This is a genomic window from Mesorhizobium sp. B2-2-3, from assembly GCF_006442405.1.
Lineage (GTDB): Bacteria > Pseudomonadota > Alphaproteobacteria > Rhizobiales > Rhizobiaceae > Mesorhizobium.
The window spans coordinates 33,381-50,038 of sequence record NZ_VFWC01000022.1 but is presented as its reverse complement, the minus strand read 5'-3'; the positions used below and the strand labels follow the sequence as shown (position 1 = coordinate 50,038).

General features: G+C 61.4%; 15 protein-coding genes. 7 read left to right on the top strand and 8 right to left on the bottom strand.

Annotated features, from left to right (window positions below):
- Window positions 1-377: phospholipase D-like domain-containing protein (locus FJ951_RS27475; RefSeq protein WP_246671799.1), on the top strand; the 377-nt coding region annotated here is incomplete at its 5' end.
- A gap of 561 nt (window positions 378-938) precedes the next feature.
- On the opposite strand, the gene FJ951_RS27470 is transcribed toward FJ951_RS27475, so the two are convergent.
- On the bottom strand, window positions 939-1,448 hold the full coding sequence (locus FJ951_RS27470) for a DUF892 family protein (RefSeq protein ID WP_140518216.1): 510 nt from the start codon (window positions 1,446-1,448) through the stop codon (window positions 939-941).
- Between the two features lie 216 nt (window positions 1,449-1,664).
- Between FJ951_RS27470 and FJ951_RS27465 the strand changes: the two genes are divergently transcribed.
- The 6 genes from FJ951_RS27465 to FJ951_RS27440 all read left to right on the top strand — a co-directional run bounded on the left by FJ951_RS27465 (window position 1,665) and on the right by FJ951_RS27440 (window position 9,359).
- The gene (locus FJ951_RS27465) at window positions 1,665-4,106 is read left to right on the top strand and encodes an ATP-binding protein (protein WP_140518215.1); all 2,442 of its coding nucleotides are present in this window, start codon (window positions 1,665-1,667) and stop codon (window positions 4,104-4,106) included.
- Between the two features lie 5 nt (window positions 4,107-4,111).
- On the top strand, window positions 4,112-4,489 hold the full coding sequence (locus FJ951_RS27460) for a response regulator (protein WP_140518214.1): 378 nt from the start codon (window positions 4,112-4,114) through the stop codon (window positions 4,487-4,489).
- A 259-nt stretch (window positions 4,490-4,748) separates the two neighbouring features.
- A complete protein-coding gene (locus FJ951_RS27455; RefSeq protein ID WP_140500730.1) occupies window positions 4,749-5,141 on the top strand; it encodes a response regulator in 393 nt (130 codons plus the stop codon).
- Window positions 5,141-6,895, top strand: coding sequence for a YaiO family outer membrane beta-barrel protein (locus tag FJ951_RS27450; RefSeq protein ID WP_140518213.1), 1,755 nt, complete (start codon window positions 5,141-5,143; stop codon window positions 6,893-6,895). Before FJ951_RS27455 ends, FJ951_RS27450 begins: the two co-directional genes overlap by 1 nt.
- A gap of 2 nt (window positions 6,896-6,897) precedes the next feature.
- Window positions 6,898-7,935: a HEAT repeat domain-containing protein gene (locus FJ951_RS27445; protein WP_140518212.1), complete on the top strand. Its 1,038-nt coding sequence runs from the start codon at window positions 6,898-6,900 to the stop codon at window positions 7,933-7,935.
- Window positions 7,932-9,359 carry a glycosyltransferase family 2 protein gene (locus FJ951_RS27440; protein ID WP_181172300.1) on the top strand — a complete coding sequence of 476 codons (1,428 nt, stop codon included), beginning with the start codon at window positions 7,932-7,934 and terminating at the stop codon, window positions 9,357-9,359. Before FJ951_RS27445 ends, FJ951_RS27440 begins: the two co-directional genes overlap by 4 nt.
- A 15-nt stretch (window positions 9,360-9,374) precedes the next feature.
- On the opposite strand, the gene FJ951_RS27435 is transcribed toward FJ951_RS27440, so the two are convergent.
- From FJ951_RS27435 to FJ951_RS27405, 7 genes are all read right to left on the bottom strand, one after another.
- Window positions 9,375-9,677 (bottom strand): Hpt domain-containing protein, encoded by a 303-nt coding sequence (locus tag FJ951_RS27435; protein WP_181172299.1) that lies wholly within the window; start codon window positions 9,675-9,677, stop codon window positions 9,375-9,377.
- A gap of 245 nt (window positions 9,678-9,922) precedes the next feature.
- Entirely contained in the window at window positions 9,923-10,876 is a 954-nt protein-coding gene (locus FJ951_RS27430) for a PleD family two-component system response regulator (protein WP_281405099.1), read from the bottom strand.
- Between the two features lie 47 nt (window positions 10,877-10,923).
- The gene (locus FJ951_RS27425; RefSeq protein ID WP_140518210.1) at window positions 10,924-11,961 is read right to left on the bottom strand and encodes a chemotaxis response regulator protein-glutamate methylesterase; all 1,038 of its coding nucleotides are present in this window, start codon (window positions 11,959-11,961) and stop codon (window positions 10,924-10,926) included.
- A gap of 22 nt (window positions 11,962-11,983) precedes the next feature.
- Window positions 11,984-14,251, bottom strand: coding sequence for a hybrid sensor histidine kinase/response regulator (locus FJ951_RS27420; protein ID WP_140518209.1), 2,268 nt, complete (start codon window positions 14,249-14,251; stop codon window positions 11,984-11,986).
- On the bottom strand, window positions 14,248-14,952 hold the full coding sequence (locus tag FJ951_RS27415) for a chemotaxis protein CheW (protein ID WP_140518208.1): 705 nt from the start codon (window positions 14,950-14,952) through the stop codon (window positions 14,248-14,250). Before FJ951_RS27415 ends, FJ951_RS27420 begins: the two co-directional genes overlap by 4 nt.
- The gene (locus tag FJ951_RS27410; RefSeq protein ID WP_140518207.1) at window positions 14,952-16,187 is read right to left on the bottom strand and encodes a protein-glutamate O-methyltransferase CheR; all 1,236 of its coding nucleotides are present in this window, start codon (window positions 16,185-16,187) and stop codon (window positions 14,952-14,954) included. The genes FJ951_RS27415 and FJ951_RS27410 overlap by 1 nt, the downstream gene beginning before the upstream one ends.
- On the bottom strand, window positions 16,187-16,651 hold the full coding sequence (locus FJ951_RS27405) for a chemotaxis protein CheW (RefSeq protein WP_140518206.1): 465 nt from the start codon (window positions 16,649-16,651) through the stop codon (window positions 16,187-16,189). Before FJ951_RS27405 ends, FJ951_RS27410 begins: the two co-directional genes overlap by 1 nt.
- Window positions 16,652-16,658: the final 7 nt, after the last annotated feature.

The window sequence follows — 16,658 nt, the reverse complement described above, 5'->3', positions numbered from 1 at the left end:
CAGTCGACGTGATCGTGCCCAACTGGCTCACAGACGTGCCCCTGGTCCGAAAGGGCTCGCGGTACTTCTGGGGCGACTTGCTCAAAGCTGGGGTCCGGATCTTCGAGTTCCAGCCAACGATGTATCATCCCAAACTCCTGATCGTCGACGACGTCTGGACGAGCTTTGGCTCTGCCAACCTGGACGAGCGCTCTTTGCGACTGAACGACGAAGCCACGCTGAATGTCTACGGCCGAGATTTTGCCAAAACGCAGATCGACCTGTTCAGCCAGGATCTTGCGCGATCAAGGCAGATCAGTTTGGGCGAATGGGAAGCGCGCCCCCTGACCGAAAAAATATCGGACTGGCTGGCCAGCAGACTACACTCGCAACTCTAGAGCCTCTTGGTGGGCGAGTCCTCGCAAACCGGCATCTGCGCCCGTCAAATGGCTAATATGGTGCGCCACGCGCAAGAATGGGAGCAACCCCGCAATAACACCGAGCGGATTGCTCAACACGCGTCCTGCAACTTCATCGGTCGATGCATCCCCACCTCGTCGGTCACGTGGGCCCTTTGCGATCATGACAGTGAGACCCGAAAGTGCTCTCAACGATGGTGTATTAAGGTCCGCGCATGGGCGGCTGGAAGCCTGAGCGATCAGAGGCACCGGCATGTCTTAATGAGGACGAATACGCCCACTTGCGTAAGGCAGCGCCAAAAGCCCCAGGGCGACCCAGAAGCCGGGCTCAGCCATTGCGGCGAGATCTGACAGAAGTCGCTTCATGTTGCCCCACCCGTGCCCTGACGAATCCGCGGCCGATCATAAACTCGAGACAAGAGTCCGCTCTTGTGGGAGGAGAAGCGGGGTCTTAGCTGCGACTAAGACCCAGCGGCCGGCGCAAGAGCCGCCCAGCGGACCCGATCGCCAGAAAAAAAGTCCGCCCGCGCCATTTGGGCGTCACCGTTTCGCGGCATCGCTGTCGGCCGCGGCGCGAGACAGGAACATCTGCGTCGTCTCGGCGAGGTGGCTCTTGAGCCAATCCGCCATCGCTTCCTCTTCGCGCAGATTCTGCTCACAGACACGCGTCACCTCGGCCTCCCCTTCGGCGTGGGCCGCGGCGATGAGCATCATGTAGGAGGCAATCTCCATATGCTCGAAAGTATAGCTGGCGAGCGAGCCCTTCATCACCTCGTCGCCGGCAAACACGCCGCTGATCGACTGGGCCATGGCGGTGAGCTTGCCGCCTGCGTCTTTCATCGCGGAGGATCCCTCTCCGATCCGGTCAAGACAGCTTTTGAGGCGTGAGGCCTGCTGTCGCGTCTCGTCGAGGTGCTGACGGATGCGGTCGCCGAGCTCCGGATAGCTCTCGAGGCGTGACAGTTGCCCGGAGAGCATCGTCTCCGCCTGCTCCTCCATAGCGTGAGCGTCCCTCAGCCATTGTATCAACCAATCGCGCGATTGTGTCATGAAGGTCTCCCTTGGGTTGCCTGCCCAAACCGCGAGCGGAGAGGATGGTTCCGCCCGGACTATGGCAGGCTCGGCCAGAGGGCTGTCGACGCGCGGATTAACCACCAACGCGACTTCGAGCAGCGAGCCTCAACTGGCAGAGGGCCGGAGTCTGTAGCTTCTTTAGACCTCGGATAGGTTTTGGCGGTATCTATCGGGAAAAGGAGCGGGAAAGTCATGACCGAGTTCTGGCAGTCACTCCTCGCCAATCTTGCCCTGGTCTCCATCCTCGTGGTCGCCTGGGATCTTGTGGCGGACTTCACCGGGCGTCTGTCGACGCGGATGCAGTCGCTGGTTCTTGGCGTGGTCATGTGCATGGGCGCGATCATTTCCATGGCGACGGGCTTGTCCGTCTCCGGCTTCGTCGTCGATCTCCGCGCCGCCTTCATTGCGGCTGCCGCGTTCTTCGGTGGATGGCCGGCGATGTTCATCGCTACTGCCGGCTCCATTGCCTATCGCATCTATCTCGGTGGACAGGGCGCGAGCGTCGGTGTCGTGGGGATCCTCATCACCGCTATAGTCGGTATTGCGTGGCACCACATCGTTACTGCCCGGTCTCGCACCATGTTCGACATATTCGGACTCGGCGTGTCGGTAGCTTTCGCCGGGCTGATCACGCTCCTGATCATCCCCTCGCAAGTCGTTGCCGACCTGGTGCAGCAGAGCACACTCCCATCACTCGTGTTCCGCTTCCTCAGCACCGTCCTCATAAGCGTTCTGCTGGACCGGCAGCAGCGGCGGCGCGATCTTGCGATGTCCAACATGATCTACCGGGCCATGGTCCGCGAACTCCCGGATTGCCTGAACATTAAGGATGTCGACGGCCGGTTCATCGCCGCCAATCCCGCCACTGCCGAAATGATGCGCGCCGCTTCGGTCGAACAGCTTATCGGCAAGACGGATTTCGATTTCTACTCTAAGGACGTGGCCGAGCGCTTCCGGCAGGATGAGATGGGCGCTCTGGAAGCCGGGCAGACGCTGCGCATCGACCAGCCGGCGGTTTTCCCGGACGGCAGACAAGGCTGGCTCTACACGCTGAAGGCACCGTTCCGCGACGAGACCGGCAAGATCAGCGGCGTCATCACCTACAATCGCGACATCACCGAACAAAAGCGAAATGCCCAGCTGAAGAACGATTTCATCTCGACGGTCAGCCACGAATTGCGCACCCCACTGACCTCCATCCGCGGCTCACTTGGTTTGATCGCGGCCGGCGTCGCCGGCGAACTGCCGCCCAAGGCCGCCAATCTCGTCAACATCGCCCACACCAACAGTGAAAGGCTGGTTCTTCTCATCAACGACATCCTTGATATGGAGAAGATCGAATCTGGCGTGATCACCTTCAAGATCAGGCAGATGGCTGTCCGCCCGGTCCTGGAACAGGCGATTGCCGCCAGCACCAACTACATGGCCGACAGCCGAATCAGGATCGTCTTGGTCGACGATGCCCCGCGCGCCGAAGCCAACATAGATCCGGATCGCCTGCATCAGGTGATGGCCAACCTGCTGTCGAATGCGATCAAGTTCTCGCACACTGATGGCATCGTCACGGTGAAACTCCATCGTCGTGCCCCCGATATGCTGCGCATCTCGGTCGTGGACCAGGGCGCTGGCATCCCCGAAGCGTTCCGCAGTCGCATATTCGGGAAGTTCGAGCAGGCGGACGCCTCCAGCACTCGCAAGATAGGCGGTACTGGCCTGGGCTTGAGCATCGTCAAGGCCATCACTGAAAAGCTGGGCGGCGGCATCTCCTTCGAAACCGAGGAAGGCAAGGGAACCTCGTTTCACATTGACCTCCCCGAAGCGCACAGGCAAACCGAGAAGCCGGTTTCGGTCGAGCGCCGGGCGCGCAAGCGCGATGGCCGCCTGCGTGTCCTCATCTGCGAGGACGAGCCTGACATTGCTGTGGTGATCGCAGCACTTCTCGATGCAGAAGGCTTTGCCAGCGACGTCGCGCCCGATATCGACACCGCCAAGGCGCTGCTGAGCTCGCGCGACTACGTGGCGCTGACGCTCGACATCAAGCTGGCGGGGGAATCCGGAATCAAGCTCTTCCACGACATACGGGCATCACCGGTGAATTCCGACATTGCGGTCATCGTCATCTCCGCCGTCGCCGACGAGGCCAGGCGCTCGCTGAACGGCAGCGCCGTCGGCATCGTCGACTGGCTGGAGAAGCCGGTGGATTCGAAACGGCTTCACGCCGCTCTTGCCAAGATCGTCGGCCGTAGGGTCGAGCCGAAGCCACAAATCCTGCATGTCGAAGACGATGAGGGCGTGCTTGCGGTGATGTCAGAAGGGCTGGGTTCGGGCGTCTCGATCACCTCGGCGAAGACACTAAAGCAGGCCCAGGAGGCGATCGCCCGCCATCGCTTCGACCTAGTCATCCTGGATATCGCGCTTCCCGACGGATCGGGCCTCGACCTCCTGACCGATCTGCCGCTCGAGACTGCGGTCATCGTGTTCTCGGCGGCGGAACTCGACCAGAAGCTCGGCGATCGGGTGCAGGCGATCATGACCAAGACCAGAGCGTCGGAAATCGATGTGGCAAAGTTGGTACGGAACATGTTGGTTTCGTCCCGCAATGGCACTCGGCCTGCCGCGCACGCCAAGGAGTGATGCTAATGCCCGCAAGGATCCTCTATGTAGACGACGAGGACGATATCCGCGAAATCGCCCAGATGTCGCTGGAGCTCGAGCCGGAATTCGAGGTGCGATCCTGTTCTTCGGGCATGCAGGCGCTGGCCGATGCCGCCGAATGGCGGCCCGACCTCATCCTGCTCGATGTGATGATGCCCGAGATGGACGGACCGGAGACGCTGAGGCGTCTGGCCGAGTCCCGGCCGACGGCGTCGATACCCGTGGTGTTCATCACCGCGCGCACCCAGACGCATGAGGTCGGACGCTATCTGGCTATGGGGGCGGTGGGGGTGATCGCCAAACCTTTCGACCCGCTTGCGCTTGCCGGTGAAGTCAAAAGATTGCTTCTATCGCGCACCTGAGCCGACGTATGGCTTGGCCACCGAGCGCAGTTTGTCTGCACACTGTGCGATGCCGTTCAGGGCTCCTATACCATGTCGCCTTATTCATCTACTGATTGTGCCGAGGTGCAGGCGCAGCGAATCAGGTTGTCTATAATCGCGTGGCATCGGCGGACGTCGATGAGAGAGTCGAGACGAATATTTCTGTCTGCATGGACCGCATTGGCGGATGTCGGTTCATGGGATCACTCCGGGGGGCGACGGAACCGGAGCAAGGCTGGTGAACGGAGCGAAGGCAAGAGTTCTGATTTGCGATGACGATCCCTTGTTGATCGAGCTGATGGAATTCAGGCTCAGGGCAAAGGGATATGAGGTCATCAAAGCAGTAGACGGGGCGGAAGCGCTCTCGAAGGCAGAGCATGAGGCGCCGGACATCATCGTGCTCGACGCGATGATGCCCAAGGCCGACGGCCTGGAGGTCCTTGCCCGCATCAAGGGCGATCCGGCTTTGTCCGAAACCCCGGTCGTCATGCTGACCGCCCGCAAGGGCGAAAGGGACATCGTCTCGGCCCTCGAAAAAGGAGCCGACGACTACCTTGTGAAGCCATTCATCCCCGAGGAGCTTCTGGCTCGGTTGGCGCGTCTGCTCGCGCGAAAGAGCGGGAAACGCTGATGCGGCGCTGCCGGTGCGCAGCCCTTGGCGCATGTCTGATCCTGGCGATCGCTGCGCCCCAGGGCGCGGTGCTGGCGCAGACGGTGGATGAACTTTACGAGTTCGGCGTCAAGGCCAGGCAAGCGCAGCATTTTGACGAGGCGGTGGAGTTTTTACGGCGCGCCCTTGCGCTTAAACCCGATAACGCCGACGCCTTGGTGCAACTCGGTTTTGCCGAACTCGGCCGCGACAATCTGTCGGCGGCGCGCGACGCTTTTTCCAATGCCCTGTCCTTGGCCCCAACCTATCGGGACGCCAGCTTTGGCATGGCTGAGGTCGAGTTCCGCTCGGGCAATCTGGATGCCGCGCTTCCGCTAGCCGAAACGGCCCTGCGGGCCGAGCCCGGCAACGCTGACGCCGCCACGCTTATCGCGAATATCCAGAAGGCGAAGCAAGCCGCCGGCAGTGAGGTGAGACGATCTCCCGCGGTTCCGGCGCCGACAAAGAAACCGACTAGCCGGCGGCCCGATCCCGTCGCCGGTCTGATGGAGCAGGGCAGACGCCTGCGAGCGGCGGGAAAGCTGCCCGAGGCGGAGAAAGTCTATCGCCGGGCACTGGGACTGGCGCCGAAGAACACCGACATCCTCGTCGCCCTTGGCCTGGTCGTCGGCTCCAGCCAAAGCTTCGACGAGGCGGGGCTTTTCTTCGACCGCGCGCTTGCGATCAAGCCGGGCCTTCTCGACGCGCGGCTCGGCAAGGTGCGCCTGGCGATCTGGCGGGGCGACGCGCCGAGCGCCCGCCGCTTGGTCGATGGCGTGCTGGCCTCGGTGCCAGGCAATGTCGAGGCGCTCGAGCTGGATGCGAGAGTGGCTTTGCTCGAGGCCGATTACACGCGGGCCGGGCAGTCGTTCCAGCGCGTGCTTGCGGCCGATCCGCGCAATGCCGAGGCGCTGGTCGGGCTCGGCGATGTGCGCCGCGCCGAGGGTAAAGAGGAGGACGCGCGGGATGCCTACAGCCAAGCGCTCGCCGTCGAGCCTGGCTCTTTCGATATCGAGCAAAGGCTGGCCGTGCCGCCGCCGCGCAAATGGCGGCTCGACCTCGGCAGCGAGGTGAGCGATCTCACCAGCGAGCTCGGCGACTGGACCGACAGTTCGGCAGGCCTTGCCTATCGGCTGTCGCCGCGCACCACGATTTCCGGTCGCACCCGGCTGGCCACACGCTTCGGCCGCACCGACGTCCAGATCGAAGGCCGTATCGACCAGGCCTTCTCGCCGGCGTTCTCTGCCTATGCTCTGGCGGCGGCGACGCCGGACGCTGATTTCCTCGCGCGCTATTCGATCGGCGCCGGGGCTTCGTGGCAGGTCATGGCGCCGGCAAAGGCGTTCGGCCCGCTTTCGCTCAACATCGACGCCCGGTACGACAATTTCGCCGACACAAATGTCACCAGCATCTCGCCATGGGTGCAGACCTCTATCCTAGACGGCCGCCTGGGGCTTTCCGCCCGCTGGGTTCATGCGCAGGATGATATCGGCACGGGCGCAGACGGTTATGTGCTTCGCGTCGACCTTGCTGCGACACCGCACTTCAACGTGTTCGGCGGTTATGCCGACGCTCCCGAAATCTCCGACGGCACGCTGGTGCCGACGCGCGCGGTCTTTGGTGGTGTTTCCTGGGACATCAGCGATCCGCTGACGTTGCGCGCCAGCATCGCGCATGAAGAACGACCGAGATTCGACCGGAATACATTCGGTCTCGGCCTGACCGCGCGGTTCTGACCATGTGGTACATCTGGGATCTCTCCATACTGCTCAGCGCTCTTTCGCTGGTGATCATGCTGTTCCTGATCGCGAGACGCGTCCTGCAGGAGCGCCGGAGCAAGGCTGCGGCCGACCAGCGGCGTCAGCTTCTGACTGCGCTGATCGCCTTCACCGAGAGCCGCGACCGCGAGGTGTTGAAAACGGCCATTCTTTCGGTGCCGGCTGGCGTGGCGATCAATACCGGCTTCGAGTTCATTTCGCTTTTGCGCGGCGAGGAGCACGACGATGTCCTTGCTGCTTTCAAGGAATGTGGCCTGCCGGCCCTTGTCGGCAGGCAACTGGAAAAGGGCAACGGCGCCGAACGCATCCATGCGGCCGAGATGCTGGCGGCGCTGCGCTCGGAAGGTGCGGTGGCAAGCCTGCTTTCCGCGCTCGACCACGACCGCTCGCGCGAGGTCAGGATCGCCGTCGCCATAGCGCTCTGCGATCTGAACAGCCTGCCGCCGCTCGGCATTGCGCTGCGCAAGATCGGCGTGGCCGGGCAGCGCTCGCGACGCCTGATCGAGCTGTTCAGGCGCTTTCCGCACGCGCGCCTGGAGGAACTGGCGGACCATGCCGCGCGCGCCGACGCCGTGCCCTTCATAAGGGCGGCCGCGATCGACGCATTGGCCCGCGCCGGCGGCTTCCGCTTCGCCGATCTCTTCGCCCGCTTGGCCGACGACGCCTCGCCCGAGGTTGCCGCAGCGGCACTGCGGGCGCTCGGCCTCACCGGAAATGCCGACGCGCCGGCGATCCTCTCGACCGCGATGACAAAAGGCGACTGGGAGGTGCGCAGCGCGGCCGCCGATGCAGCCGGCCGCCTCGGCCTCGCCGAACTTGGCCGGCCGCTATCCAAGCTAATGGGCGACGAGGTGTGGAACGTGCGCTATGCCGCCGCCAACGCGCTGCGCTCCTTCGGCCAGCCGGGAGAGCGGTTGCTGCGCCAGATTGCCGACAGTGAGGTCTCGCGCAGCCAGCGCACCGCCTCGCTCATTCTTGCCGAGGGACCAGCCGTATGATCGCCGACTGGAGCGACGAGATCGTTCTTGCCGCCACCATCTTGTCTTGGTTCATCATCGGGGCCGGGCTGGCGCAGACGACGATATACCTCCTGCAGCTCATCGTCGCCGGCTATGCATTGTCCAAGCGCCCACCGGTCGCGCGCTCGGCGCTGCTTTGGCACCGCTATGGCGATGTCGCGCCGCCGATCGCGCTATTGGTGCCCGCCTACAACGAGGCCTTGAACGTGGTCGAGAGCGTCCATTCCATGCTGGCGCTCGAATATCCCAATTTCGAGGTCATCGTCATCAACGACGGCTCGAAAGACGAGACCTTGCTGCGCCTCATCGAGGCGTTCAAGCTGGTAAAGTTCCATCGGCCCTATGAGGAGGCGCTCGCGCACAATCCGATCCGCAGCCTCTATTCGTCACCGATGACCGAGCGGCTGTTCGTCGTCGACAAGGAGAACGGCGGCAAGGCCGACGCCCAGAACGCCGGCATCAATGTCTGTCGCGCGCCGCTCTTTTGTGTCATCGACGGCGACTCTATCCTTGAGCCCGACGCGCTGATGCGTGCCGCCCAGCCATTCATCGACGACCCCGAGCGCACCATTGCCGTCGGCGGCACGATCCGCATCGCCAACGGCTCCAGGATCGAGGCAGGCAGGGTGCGCGAAGTCCGTCTGCCACGCCGTCTGTTGCCACTGCTCCAGGTGGTCGAATACCTGCGCGCCTTCCTGATGGCGCGGCTTGCCTGGAGCCGCATCAACACACTGATGCTGGTCTCCGGCGCTTTTGGCATGTTTCGCCGGGCCGAAGTGGTGGCGGTCGGCGGCTTCACCAAGGGTTCGATGGGCGAGGACCTCGACCTCGTCATCAAGCTGCACCGCTATATGCGGGATAAAAAGCGCAAATACCGCATCCAGTTCATTCCGGAGCCGGTGTGCTGGACCGAGGCGCCGGAATCGCTGAGCGTCCTTGCCCGGCAGCGCACGCGCTGGCAGCGCGGCTCGCTCGAATGCTTCTTCCGCTACCGCTCCATGCTCTTCAACCCGCGCTATGGCCGCGTCGGCTTTCTCGGCTTCGGCCACATCTTCATTGTCGACGTTCTGGGACCGGTGGCGGAGGTGCTGGGCTATATCCTCATCCCCGCCTTCTGGCTGCTCGGTGTCCTTTCGGCCGAATATCTTCTGGCCTTCACCTCGCTCATCTTCACCTATGGCGTCTGCGTGAGCGTATGCTCCCTCGTTCTCGAAGAGGCCGAGTTGCAGCGTTTTCCCCGCGCCAGGGACCTCGCGGTATTGACGGCGGTCGCCGTGATCGAGAATTTCGGCTACCGCCAGCTCAACAATTTCTGGCGCGTGAAGGGCTGGTGGCAATTTCTTCGGGCTGACCAGAGCTGGGGTGAGATGACCAGGACCGGCCTGGGCGGCGCGAAGAAGTGAGCCCCGTCTGCTGAGTCACTTCAGCGTCCGCTCGATCTCCGTGATAAGCGCATCGAGTGCGGCGTGCGAGGGCCCATCGTCCGCCTGCTCGATCAGCAATGTCTCCAACGCCGATGCCCGCGCGCTGATCTCCGCAAACCCGAATGTCCCCGCGGCCCCGGCGAGCGAGTGCGCGGTGGGAATCAGGGTGTCGTTGGAGCCCACTGACGGGCCTCTCTGACGCGCCGCCCTCAACTCCGCGAGTTGAGTGGCGCACCGAGCCAGGAAACGCTGTCGTAAGGGGGCGAAGGGATCATTCAGAATGGAAGGGGCCTCCATGGATGGCTTTAGAGGTATTCAAGCAGAAAACTCGGTGGAGTGGAACGAACTGCTTGCGGTCCACGCTCCTGTCAGAGCAGAACTGCGGCGCCCGCTTCAGCCAAATGCAATGGCGATGAGTTTTTGATGTCCAACCGCGGAATGAGCGAGCTGGTCGGCATAGACCTTCTTGAAGGCCGGCGAGCGGGGTGCATTCAACGTATTTTCAAATGTTTGGAGCCTGCTGCGGTTTGCCTAGCCACTCGTCAAGCGCGGGACATCTGAAGCGCAACACGATTTCGTCCTTCCGATTTGGCACGAAAAAGAGCCAGATCGGCGGCATTGACGAAATCCTTCGGCGTTTCGTTCTCGGTGGGCACCGCTGTTGCGACGCCAACGCTGATGGTCACGCGATCCGAGCCGTGGGGTATGTTCAGCTCCCGCACGCTCTGGACGAGCTGCTCTGCGATCGCACTGGATTGTTCCAGTAAAGTGTCGACCAGCACGACGACGAACTCTTCGCCTCCGTACCGCGCAGCGAGATCGGTGGAACGGCCGGAACCGCTCTGGATTACGCGGGCGATTTGCTTGAGCACCTCGTCGCCGGCCATATGGCCATAGGTATCATTGTATCGTTTGAAGTTGTCGGCATCGATCATCAACAGCGACAATGGGGATTGTGCGCGAAAAGCACGCTTCCATTCAGACGCCAGATATTCGTCAAAATAGCGCCTGTTGCCGAGGCCCGTCAGGCCATCGATCCGCGTCAGACGTTCAAGCTCGAGATTAGCACTGATCAGCTGTCGCTGGCTTTCCCTTAGCGCTCGGTATGCAGCTTCTCGCTGGACGTGATCCAGATAGGCCCGCGTGTGATATCGAACGCGTGCAATCAGCTCGATACGATCCGGAAGCTTTACGAGATAATCGTTCGCTCCCGCAGCGAACGCTTCGCCCTTGGTGGCTGGGTCTTCCTTGCTCGACAGCACAATGACTGGTACCGCGCGTGTCGAAGCATGCTTCCGGTATTCTCGCACCAGATGCAGCCCATCGACCCCGGGCATGACGAGATCCTGCAGGATGACGGTTGGCTTTACCTCGTCGGCGACCGTGATCGCTCTCAATGGGTCGGTGCAGAAGTGTAACGAGATATCAGGCTCGCTGGCTAGAGCGCGCCTGACCGCCTCGCAAACCATGATCTGGTCATCGATGAGCAGAACCATGGATGAATAGTTATCTGCAAGTGGTGGGACCAGCTGTGGTTCTAGCGTCATCGGACGAACCCTTTCACCTGGAGCGCTGAAAGGGCTTCGATTATGCGTGAGCCGATCGCACTCAAAGGAAGAATATCAACAGCCGCGCCGACGTCGGCGGCGGCCTTCGGCATGCCGTAGACGGCGCTGGTTGCTCTATCCTGCGCGATTGTGAGATGCCCCTTGTCGCGGAGCTGTCTCAACCCGTGCGCACCATCCCTGCCCATGCCTGTGAGCAGGACTCCAATCACCGAGCCAGGCCACCATTGCGCGGCACTTTCGAAGAACACATCTACGGACGGCCGATAAACGCTGTCCTCGGGGCTAGGCGTATAGCCAAGTTGCTGAGCTGACTTGAAAACCAGATGATCCGCGGAACTGGCAATGAGAACGGTGCCCGCTTGAGGACTATCGTTTTCCCGCGCTGGACGGATCGGGAGAGGCGTATGCTGGCCGAGCCAATCAGCAAGGCCTGGAACGAATTGGGCATCGAGATGCTGTACGAGCACGATGGCGGCGGCGAAATCAACGGGAAACGCGCTCAGGACTGCGGCAACGGCGGCCGGCCCGCCAGCAGAGGCACCGATTGCAATTAGCCGTCGAGTTGTCGGCTCAGCCGCACGGGACATCCTCCTTCTTGCCTTGCCCGGCGCATCGCCGATCAGCTTGCCGATCGTTGCTATCTTGTTGGTCAACAGCCGTGCGGATTGCGAGGACGCATCACCTTCGATGCCTACTGAGGGAATATCGACGGCGTCGAGCGCGCCATGCCCCATCGCTTCGTAGACGCCGGCGACGTTGGCTTCGATACTGGCGGTCACCAGCAAGATTGAACATGGGGTTTCCGCCATGATTCTGCGGGTCGCTTCCACCCCGTCCATCTCTGGCATCGCTAGATCCATGAGTATCAGATCCGGCAGATCACGTCTGCAGACCTCGACCGCCTCACGCCCATTGGTCGCAATCCATGCGACTTGGTGTTCGCCGGTCGACATGACCAGCCGGCGCAGAAGTTCAACCGCCATCGGCATGTCGTTGACTACGCCAATTCTCATTCGTTGGTCGCCAATTTCGATCTCATTCAGTCGCCTCGCCGATCATGTCCACGACGGCATGGATCAGCGCCTCGTCCTGAAAGGTACTCTTGGTCAGATAATAGTCGGCACCGGCGTCAAGCCCGCGCGAGCGGTCTTCTTCCCGATCCTTGTATGAAACGATCATGATGGGTGTGTTCCTGAGATGGACGTCCTTTCTGATCAGGCTCACCAGTTCGATACCATCCATGCGCGGCATGTCTATGTCAGTGACGACGAGATCAAAAGGACCAGATCGGACGGCATTCCACCCGTCCATACCGTCGACTGCCACTTCGACGTCATAACCGTGATTGCCCAGCATCTTGCGCTGGAGTTCGCGAACCGTGAGTGAATCGTCAATCACCAGCACGCGCTTGCGTCTGCTCGGTCCGGGACCGCCCGCGGCTCGCCGAAGGGCTCGAAATCCGCTGGACGACTCAAGCTTTTCCACCGATCGAACCAGATCATCGACGTCGAAGATCAGAACAGGCGAACCGTCCTCCATCAGGGCCGCTGCGCTGATGTCCTTGATCTTGGCAAACCGGGAATCGAGAGGTCTGATCACCAGTTCGCGTTCCCCGAGAAAACGGTCGACGATTACGCCGTAGGCGTCCCCCCGACCCGTTTCCACCACGACGACCGAGAGTTCCTCTGGTTCGGACGCAGACTCTCCTCGATCCAGCACCTCGCGCGCTGTCACCAACCCGATCTGTCGATCGTTCAAGCGAAAATGCGGGCGGCCCTGCAGGAGGTTGATCTCCATCCGCTGCAATTTCATTGTCTTGGAGATGGCAGCGAGTGGAAACGCATAGGGCTCCCCATCGACTTCGACGAGTAAGGTGCGCAGGACTGACAACGTCAGCGGCAGTTGCAGTTGAAACCGGGTTCCTCGACCAAATTCCGAGGAGACGCTCGTGATTCCGCGGACCTCCTTCGTCATCGCCTGCACTGCATCGAGTCCCACGCCACGGCCGGAGACGTCGGACAGGCCAACTTTCATCGAAAAGCCGGGCAGAAAAAGGAATGCCAGCAATTCCGTTTCGCTGAGCGCGTCGGCGCTTTCCCTGGTTGCAAACTGCCGGGCGACGACAGTCTCGCGCAGCTTCGAGAGCTCGATCCCTCTGCCGTCGTCCACCACGGCTATTTGCAGCAGTCCGGCATTGTGCCTCGCTTCGAGCCTGATGAGTCCCTCTTCGGGTTTGCCGGTTGCGAGGCGCTCATCAGGCGGTTCAAGCCCATGGTCTACCGCGTTGCGCAGAAGATGCCCCAAGGGGGCATCCAGCTGCTCGAGGATATCGCGGTCGATGCCGGTCGAGCCGCCTACGATCTCCAGTCGCACCCGCTTGCCAAGTGTACGACCGAGGTCGCGGACCGTTCTTGCGAAGTGTCTTACCCCGTCCTCAAAAGGCCGCATCCGGCTCGCCAACGTCTCCTCGTACAATCGGTTGGCAAGATCGGTGGCTTTCCGATCGACTGAATCCAACTCATCGAGACGCTCCGCCAAGAAGGCTTGGCTCAACCGAAGCTTTCGCTGCGTTTCAACCAGCGCCTCCACCACAGCCGCATCTTTTGCGACCGGCAGCAGCACTGCATCAAGATTGTCGAACGCACTTGCGATGTCTGATTGAAGGCGCTTCAGCCGCAGCAGCCCGTCAGCGAATGGCCTGAGCCGCCGAGCTTCCATCAGCGACTCGCCAGCCAAACCGAGCAATCGGTTCAGGCTGTCTGCCGTCACCCGAACCATTCTATCTGAGCCGATGCTCCCTCGGGCTTGAGCTTTCGGCTCGACAAGGGGGTTCGCTGACGAGGTTGCCGCCGGCTCCTTTCGGCTATGCTCTGGGGTTGCGAAATCAGCTGCCGAATCTTGGGGTGCGGGCTCGGGGAGGGACAGTTCCTCGAACTTCGCCAGAAAGCTTTCGACTTCCGGGTTGACGCTCTCGTTCGATGATCCCGATGCGATCAATTTCAGAAGGTCAGAGCCTTGCAGAAGCGCATCTATATGCTCCTTGCGTACCCTCAGATGCCCACGTTGCGCGGCGACCAAGCAATCTTCCATTGCATTTGCAACTTTGACGGCGGGCGTCAGATCGATAATGCGGGCTGCTCCTTTCAGCGAATGCGCGGCCCGCATGCATTCTTCCAGGGCGTCGGTGGCGACAGGATCGCGTTCGAGCGCCAGAAGGCCGGAGGTCAAAGCCTGTGATTGCGTCTCCAGTTCGGCCTGGAAAAGGCTCAACATCGAAACCTGACTGAAGTCCTCATCTGTCATGCCATGCTCCGATCCATCATCGTGAGCAGTTGTCCCGGGTCGAGACAGCCAACAGCCCGTTCACGCCAGGGCAAAACGGCAACAGTAGCCGCCGACAGAGTCTTGCCGATCGTAGCTGGCACAGCGAGAGTGTCGCGTGCCCGGTAGCGATGTAAGCCGTGGACCTCATCAACCGTGAAAGCAACCCGCTTGTCCCGCTCGCCCACCACGACGAGGCGGCGAAATATCTTGGCTCGTCTGCCTTGTTCCTCCTCCTTGGGTTCGTCGATCCCGAGCAATTCAGCGAGCGACAGGCAAATCAGCAATTCGCCCCGGACATTGGCGATGCCGAGCACTGCACTATTCCTGCGGTGTGGAAGGGAATGAACGGGACGGGATTCAGCCACTTCATGAAAAATGCCAGCTGGAAGCGCCAGCCATTCGTGCCCCAACCGGAAGAGAACGGCCGTCTGTGGCGCTTCATCGTCCGCCGAAACGACCGCTGCACGACCAGCGTCATCAGGCCATTCGCCGCGATATGCCGAGGGCGCCGCACGATCAAGGAGGCGCCGTGCAATCTTCCTGTAGGTCGGGCAATTCCGGCAGTGGAGATGCTGCTCCAGTTGGGGACAGGACTTGTCACCCCGAACGCCTATCCGCCGCCAGCAGTCGTCAATTTCAAACTGCTCCACTGGCAGAGCGATCCTTGTCGAAGCCGGCATCAGGTGCCGCTCCTTTTCTGGACCCGGACCAGCCTGCCGGCCAGCGCCTCGGCGCCGCTGTGGTCGCCTTGCCTGCGAAGCAGCAAAGCCAGATGCACCAGAGCCTCTCGATGATTTGGCGCAAGATAGAGTGCCTTGCGATAGCTTTGCGCGGCCTTGGATGCAGCGCCATCCGCATCCTGAACGAGGCCCAGCAGGTAGAAGATTTGCGCGGAAGGACCGAATTTCTCGAGATGGGCGAGGGCGACCTCCTGTGCCTCCTTTACCCGACCCGCATTGGCGATCCGTTCAACCGCGACTAGGCTTTCCGAGACCTGATCAACGGGCTTGGCCAGGGCCGGCGCACTGTTTTCCTTGCCGACGGTCAGTCGTGGCGGAAGAACGGGCTTGCTCTTGTTGAGCTTCGGGGTTGATGTCCGCACCGGGATAGCAGTTGTCGGCGCCGCGGCCTTGATGGGCTCCGATTCCAGGAAGGCAAAGGCCAAGGGCCATTCAGCGGAAATAAAGCCATGCAGCCTTGGAAGTGCTGCTTCCGCGGGACCGACCAGAAGAAGTCCGTCCGTGGCCAAGAGGTCTTTCAGGCGGGTCAATGCGCGATCCTGCAGTTCGCGATTGAAATAGATCAGCAAATTCCGACAGAGTAGGATGTCATAGACCTCTTGCCCAAAAATTGCGCGAGTACCGAATAGGTTGCCGACCCTGAAGCGAACCTGTTTCAGCACCGCAGCACTGGGCCGCAACCCACCCTCGACCGCTTCGAAATAGCGGTCCCTGAATTCGAGATAGCTGCCGCGAAAGGAATTGCGCCCGTAGACGGCACGTTCAGCCAACGCGATATTGCGGGTACTGACGTCCACCGCATCGATGTTGAACTCGTGCGCTTCAAAGCCGGCATCGAACATGGCCATTGCGACCGAATAGGCCTCTTCACCGGTTGAACATGGCAGGCTCAAGACTTTTGTCGGCTGAGCATGCTTGTGCACGCGCGCATGCCGCGCCAACATCGTGAACGCTTCTCGGTCGCGAAAGAACCAAGTCTCCGGGATCACCACCGCATTGATCAGCTCCTGCAGCTCCTGCGGGGAACCGGTCAAGTGTTCCCTATAGGCCTGAGGATTGGCAATCCGGCACGCTGCCATCCGGTCTCTGACCGCCTGACGGACCACTGTCGGGCCAACGCTGGCACTGTCCAGTCCAATGGTTTCCATCAGGAGCTTTTCTATTGCGCCGGTCATTAAACACTCATCGCGGCCTGGCGGAGCAATGCGGTACGAATCTCTTCCGAAAGCAGCGCTTCCGCTTTGACCCACTGAATGATCTCCGTGCCATCCGAAGCCACCGGACCAAGATAAGACGGCGTTTCTGGCTCGAGGCCGAACGGCGCGAAGTCGGCAGGGTCTCGCTCGACCGTATCCGTCACCCGTTCCGCGACCAACCCAAGCAGGCGTTGCTCGCCATCTCGCGCCGGGTAGCGCGTAACAACGATCCGGGTGCTCAATAGGCGCTCCGATGGCCGGCCAAGCGCGAGAAGAGTAACATCGATCAGGGGGATGGGTATTCCGTTATAATTGACCAGGCCCACCACACCGGTTGGCGCACCCGGCAGAACTTTGACATCGATATAGGGCAGCACCTCTTCAATTTGGTGGACATCGATCAAGTAGCGATCCGAACCCATACTGAAGGCGAGGAATAACATTATGACC

Excerpts from the sequence above, each read along its gene's own strand:
- FJ951_RS27470 (WP_140518216.1), bottom strand. The coding sequence starts at position 1,448 with ATGACACAATCGCGCGATTGGTTGATACAATGGCTGAGGGACGCTCAC.
- FJ951_RS27465 (WP_140518215.1), top strand. The coding sequence starts at position 1,665 with ATGACCGAGTTCTGGCAGTCACTCCTCGCCAATCTTGCCCTGGTCTCC.
- FJ951_RS27460 (WP_140518214.1), top strand. The coding sequence starts at position 4,112 with ATGCCCGCAAGGATCCTCTATGTAGACGACGAGGACGATATCCGCGAA.
- FJ951_RS27450 (WP_140518213.1), top strand. The coding sequence starts at position 5,141 with ATGCGGCGCTGCCGGTGCGCAGCCCTTGGCGCATGTCTGATCCTGGCG.
- FJ951_RS27445 (WP_140518212.1), top strand. The coding sequence starts at position 6,898 with ATGTGGTACATCTGGGATCTCTCCATACTGCTCAGCGCTCTTTCGCTG.
- FJ951_RS27440 (WP_181172300.1), top strand. The coding sequence starts at position 7,932 with ATGATCGCCGACTGGAGCGACGAGATCGTTCTTGCCGCCACCATCTTG.
- FJ951_RS27435 (WP_181172299.1), bottom strand. The coding sequence starts at position 9,677 with ATGGAGGCCCCTTCCATTCTGAATGATCCCTTCGCCCCCTTACGACAG.
- FJ951_RS27430 (WP_281405099.1), bottom strand. The coding sequence starts at position 10,876 with ATGGTTCTGCTCATCGATGACCAGATCATGGTTTGCGAGGCGGTCAGG.
- FJ951_RS27425 (WP_140518210.1), bottom strand. The coding sequence starts at position 11,961 with ATGAGAATTGGCGTAGTCAACGACATGCCGATGGCGGTTGAACTTCTG.
- FJ951_RS27420 (WP_140518209.1), bottom strand. The coding sequence starts at position 14,251 with ATGACAGATGAGGACTTCAGTCAGGTTTCGATGTTGAGCCTTTTCCAG.
- FJ951_RS27415 (WP_140518208.1), bottom strand. The coding sequence starts at position 14,952 with ATGCCGGCTTCGACAAGGATCGCTCTGCCAGTGGAGCAGTTTGAAATT.
- FJ951_RS27410 (WP_140518207.1), bottom strand. The coding sequence starts at position 16,187 with ATGACCGGCGCAATAGAAAAGCTCCTGATGGAAACCATTGGACTGGAC.
- FJ951_RS27405 (WP_140518206.1), bottom strand. The coding sequence starts at position 16,651 with ATGTTATTCCTCGCCTTCAGTATGGGTTCGGATCGCTACTTGATCGAT.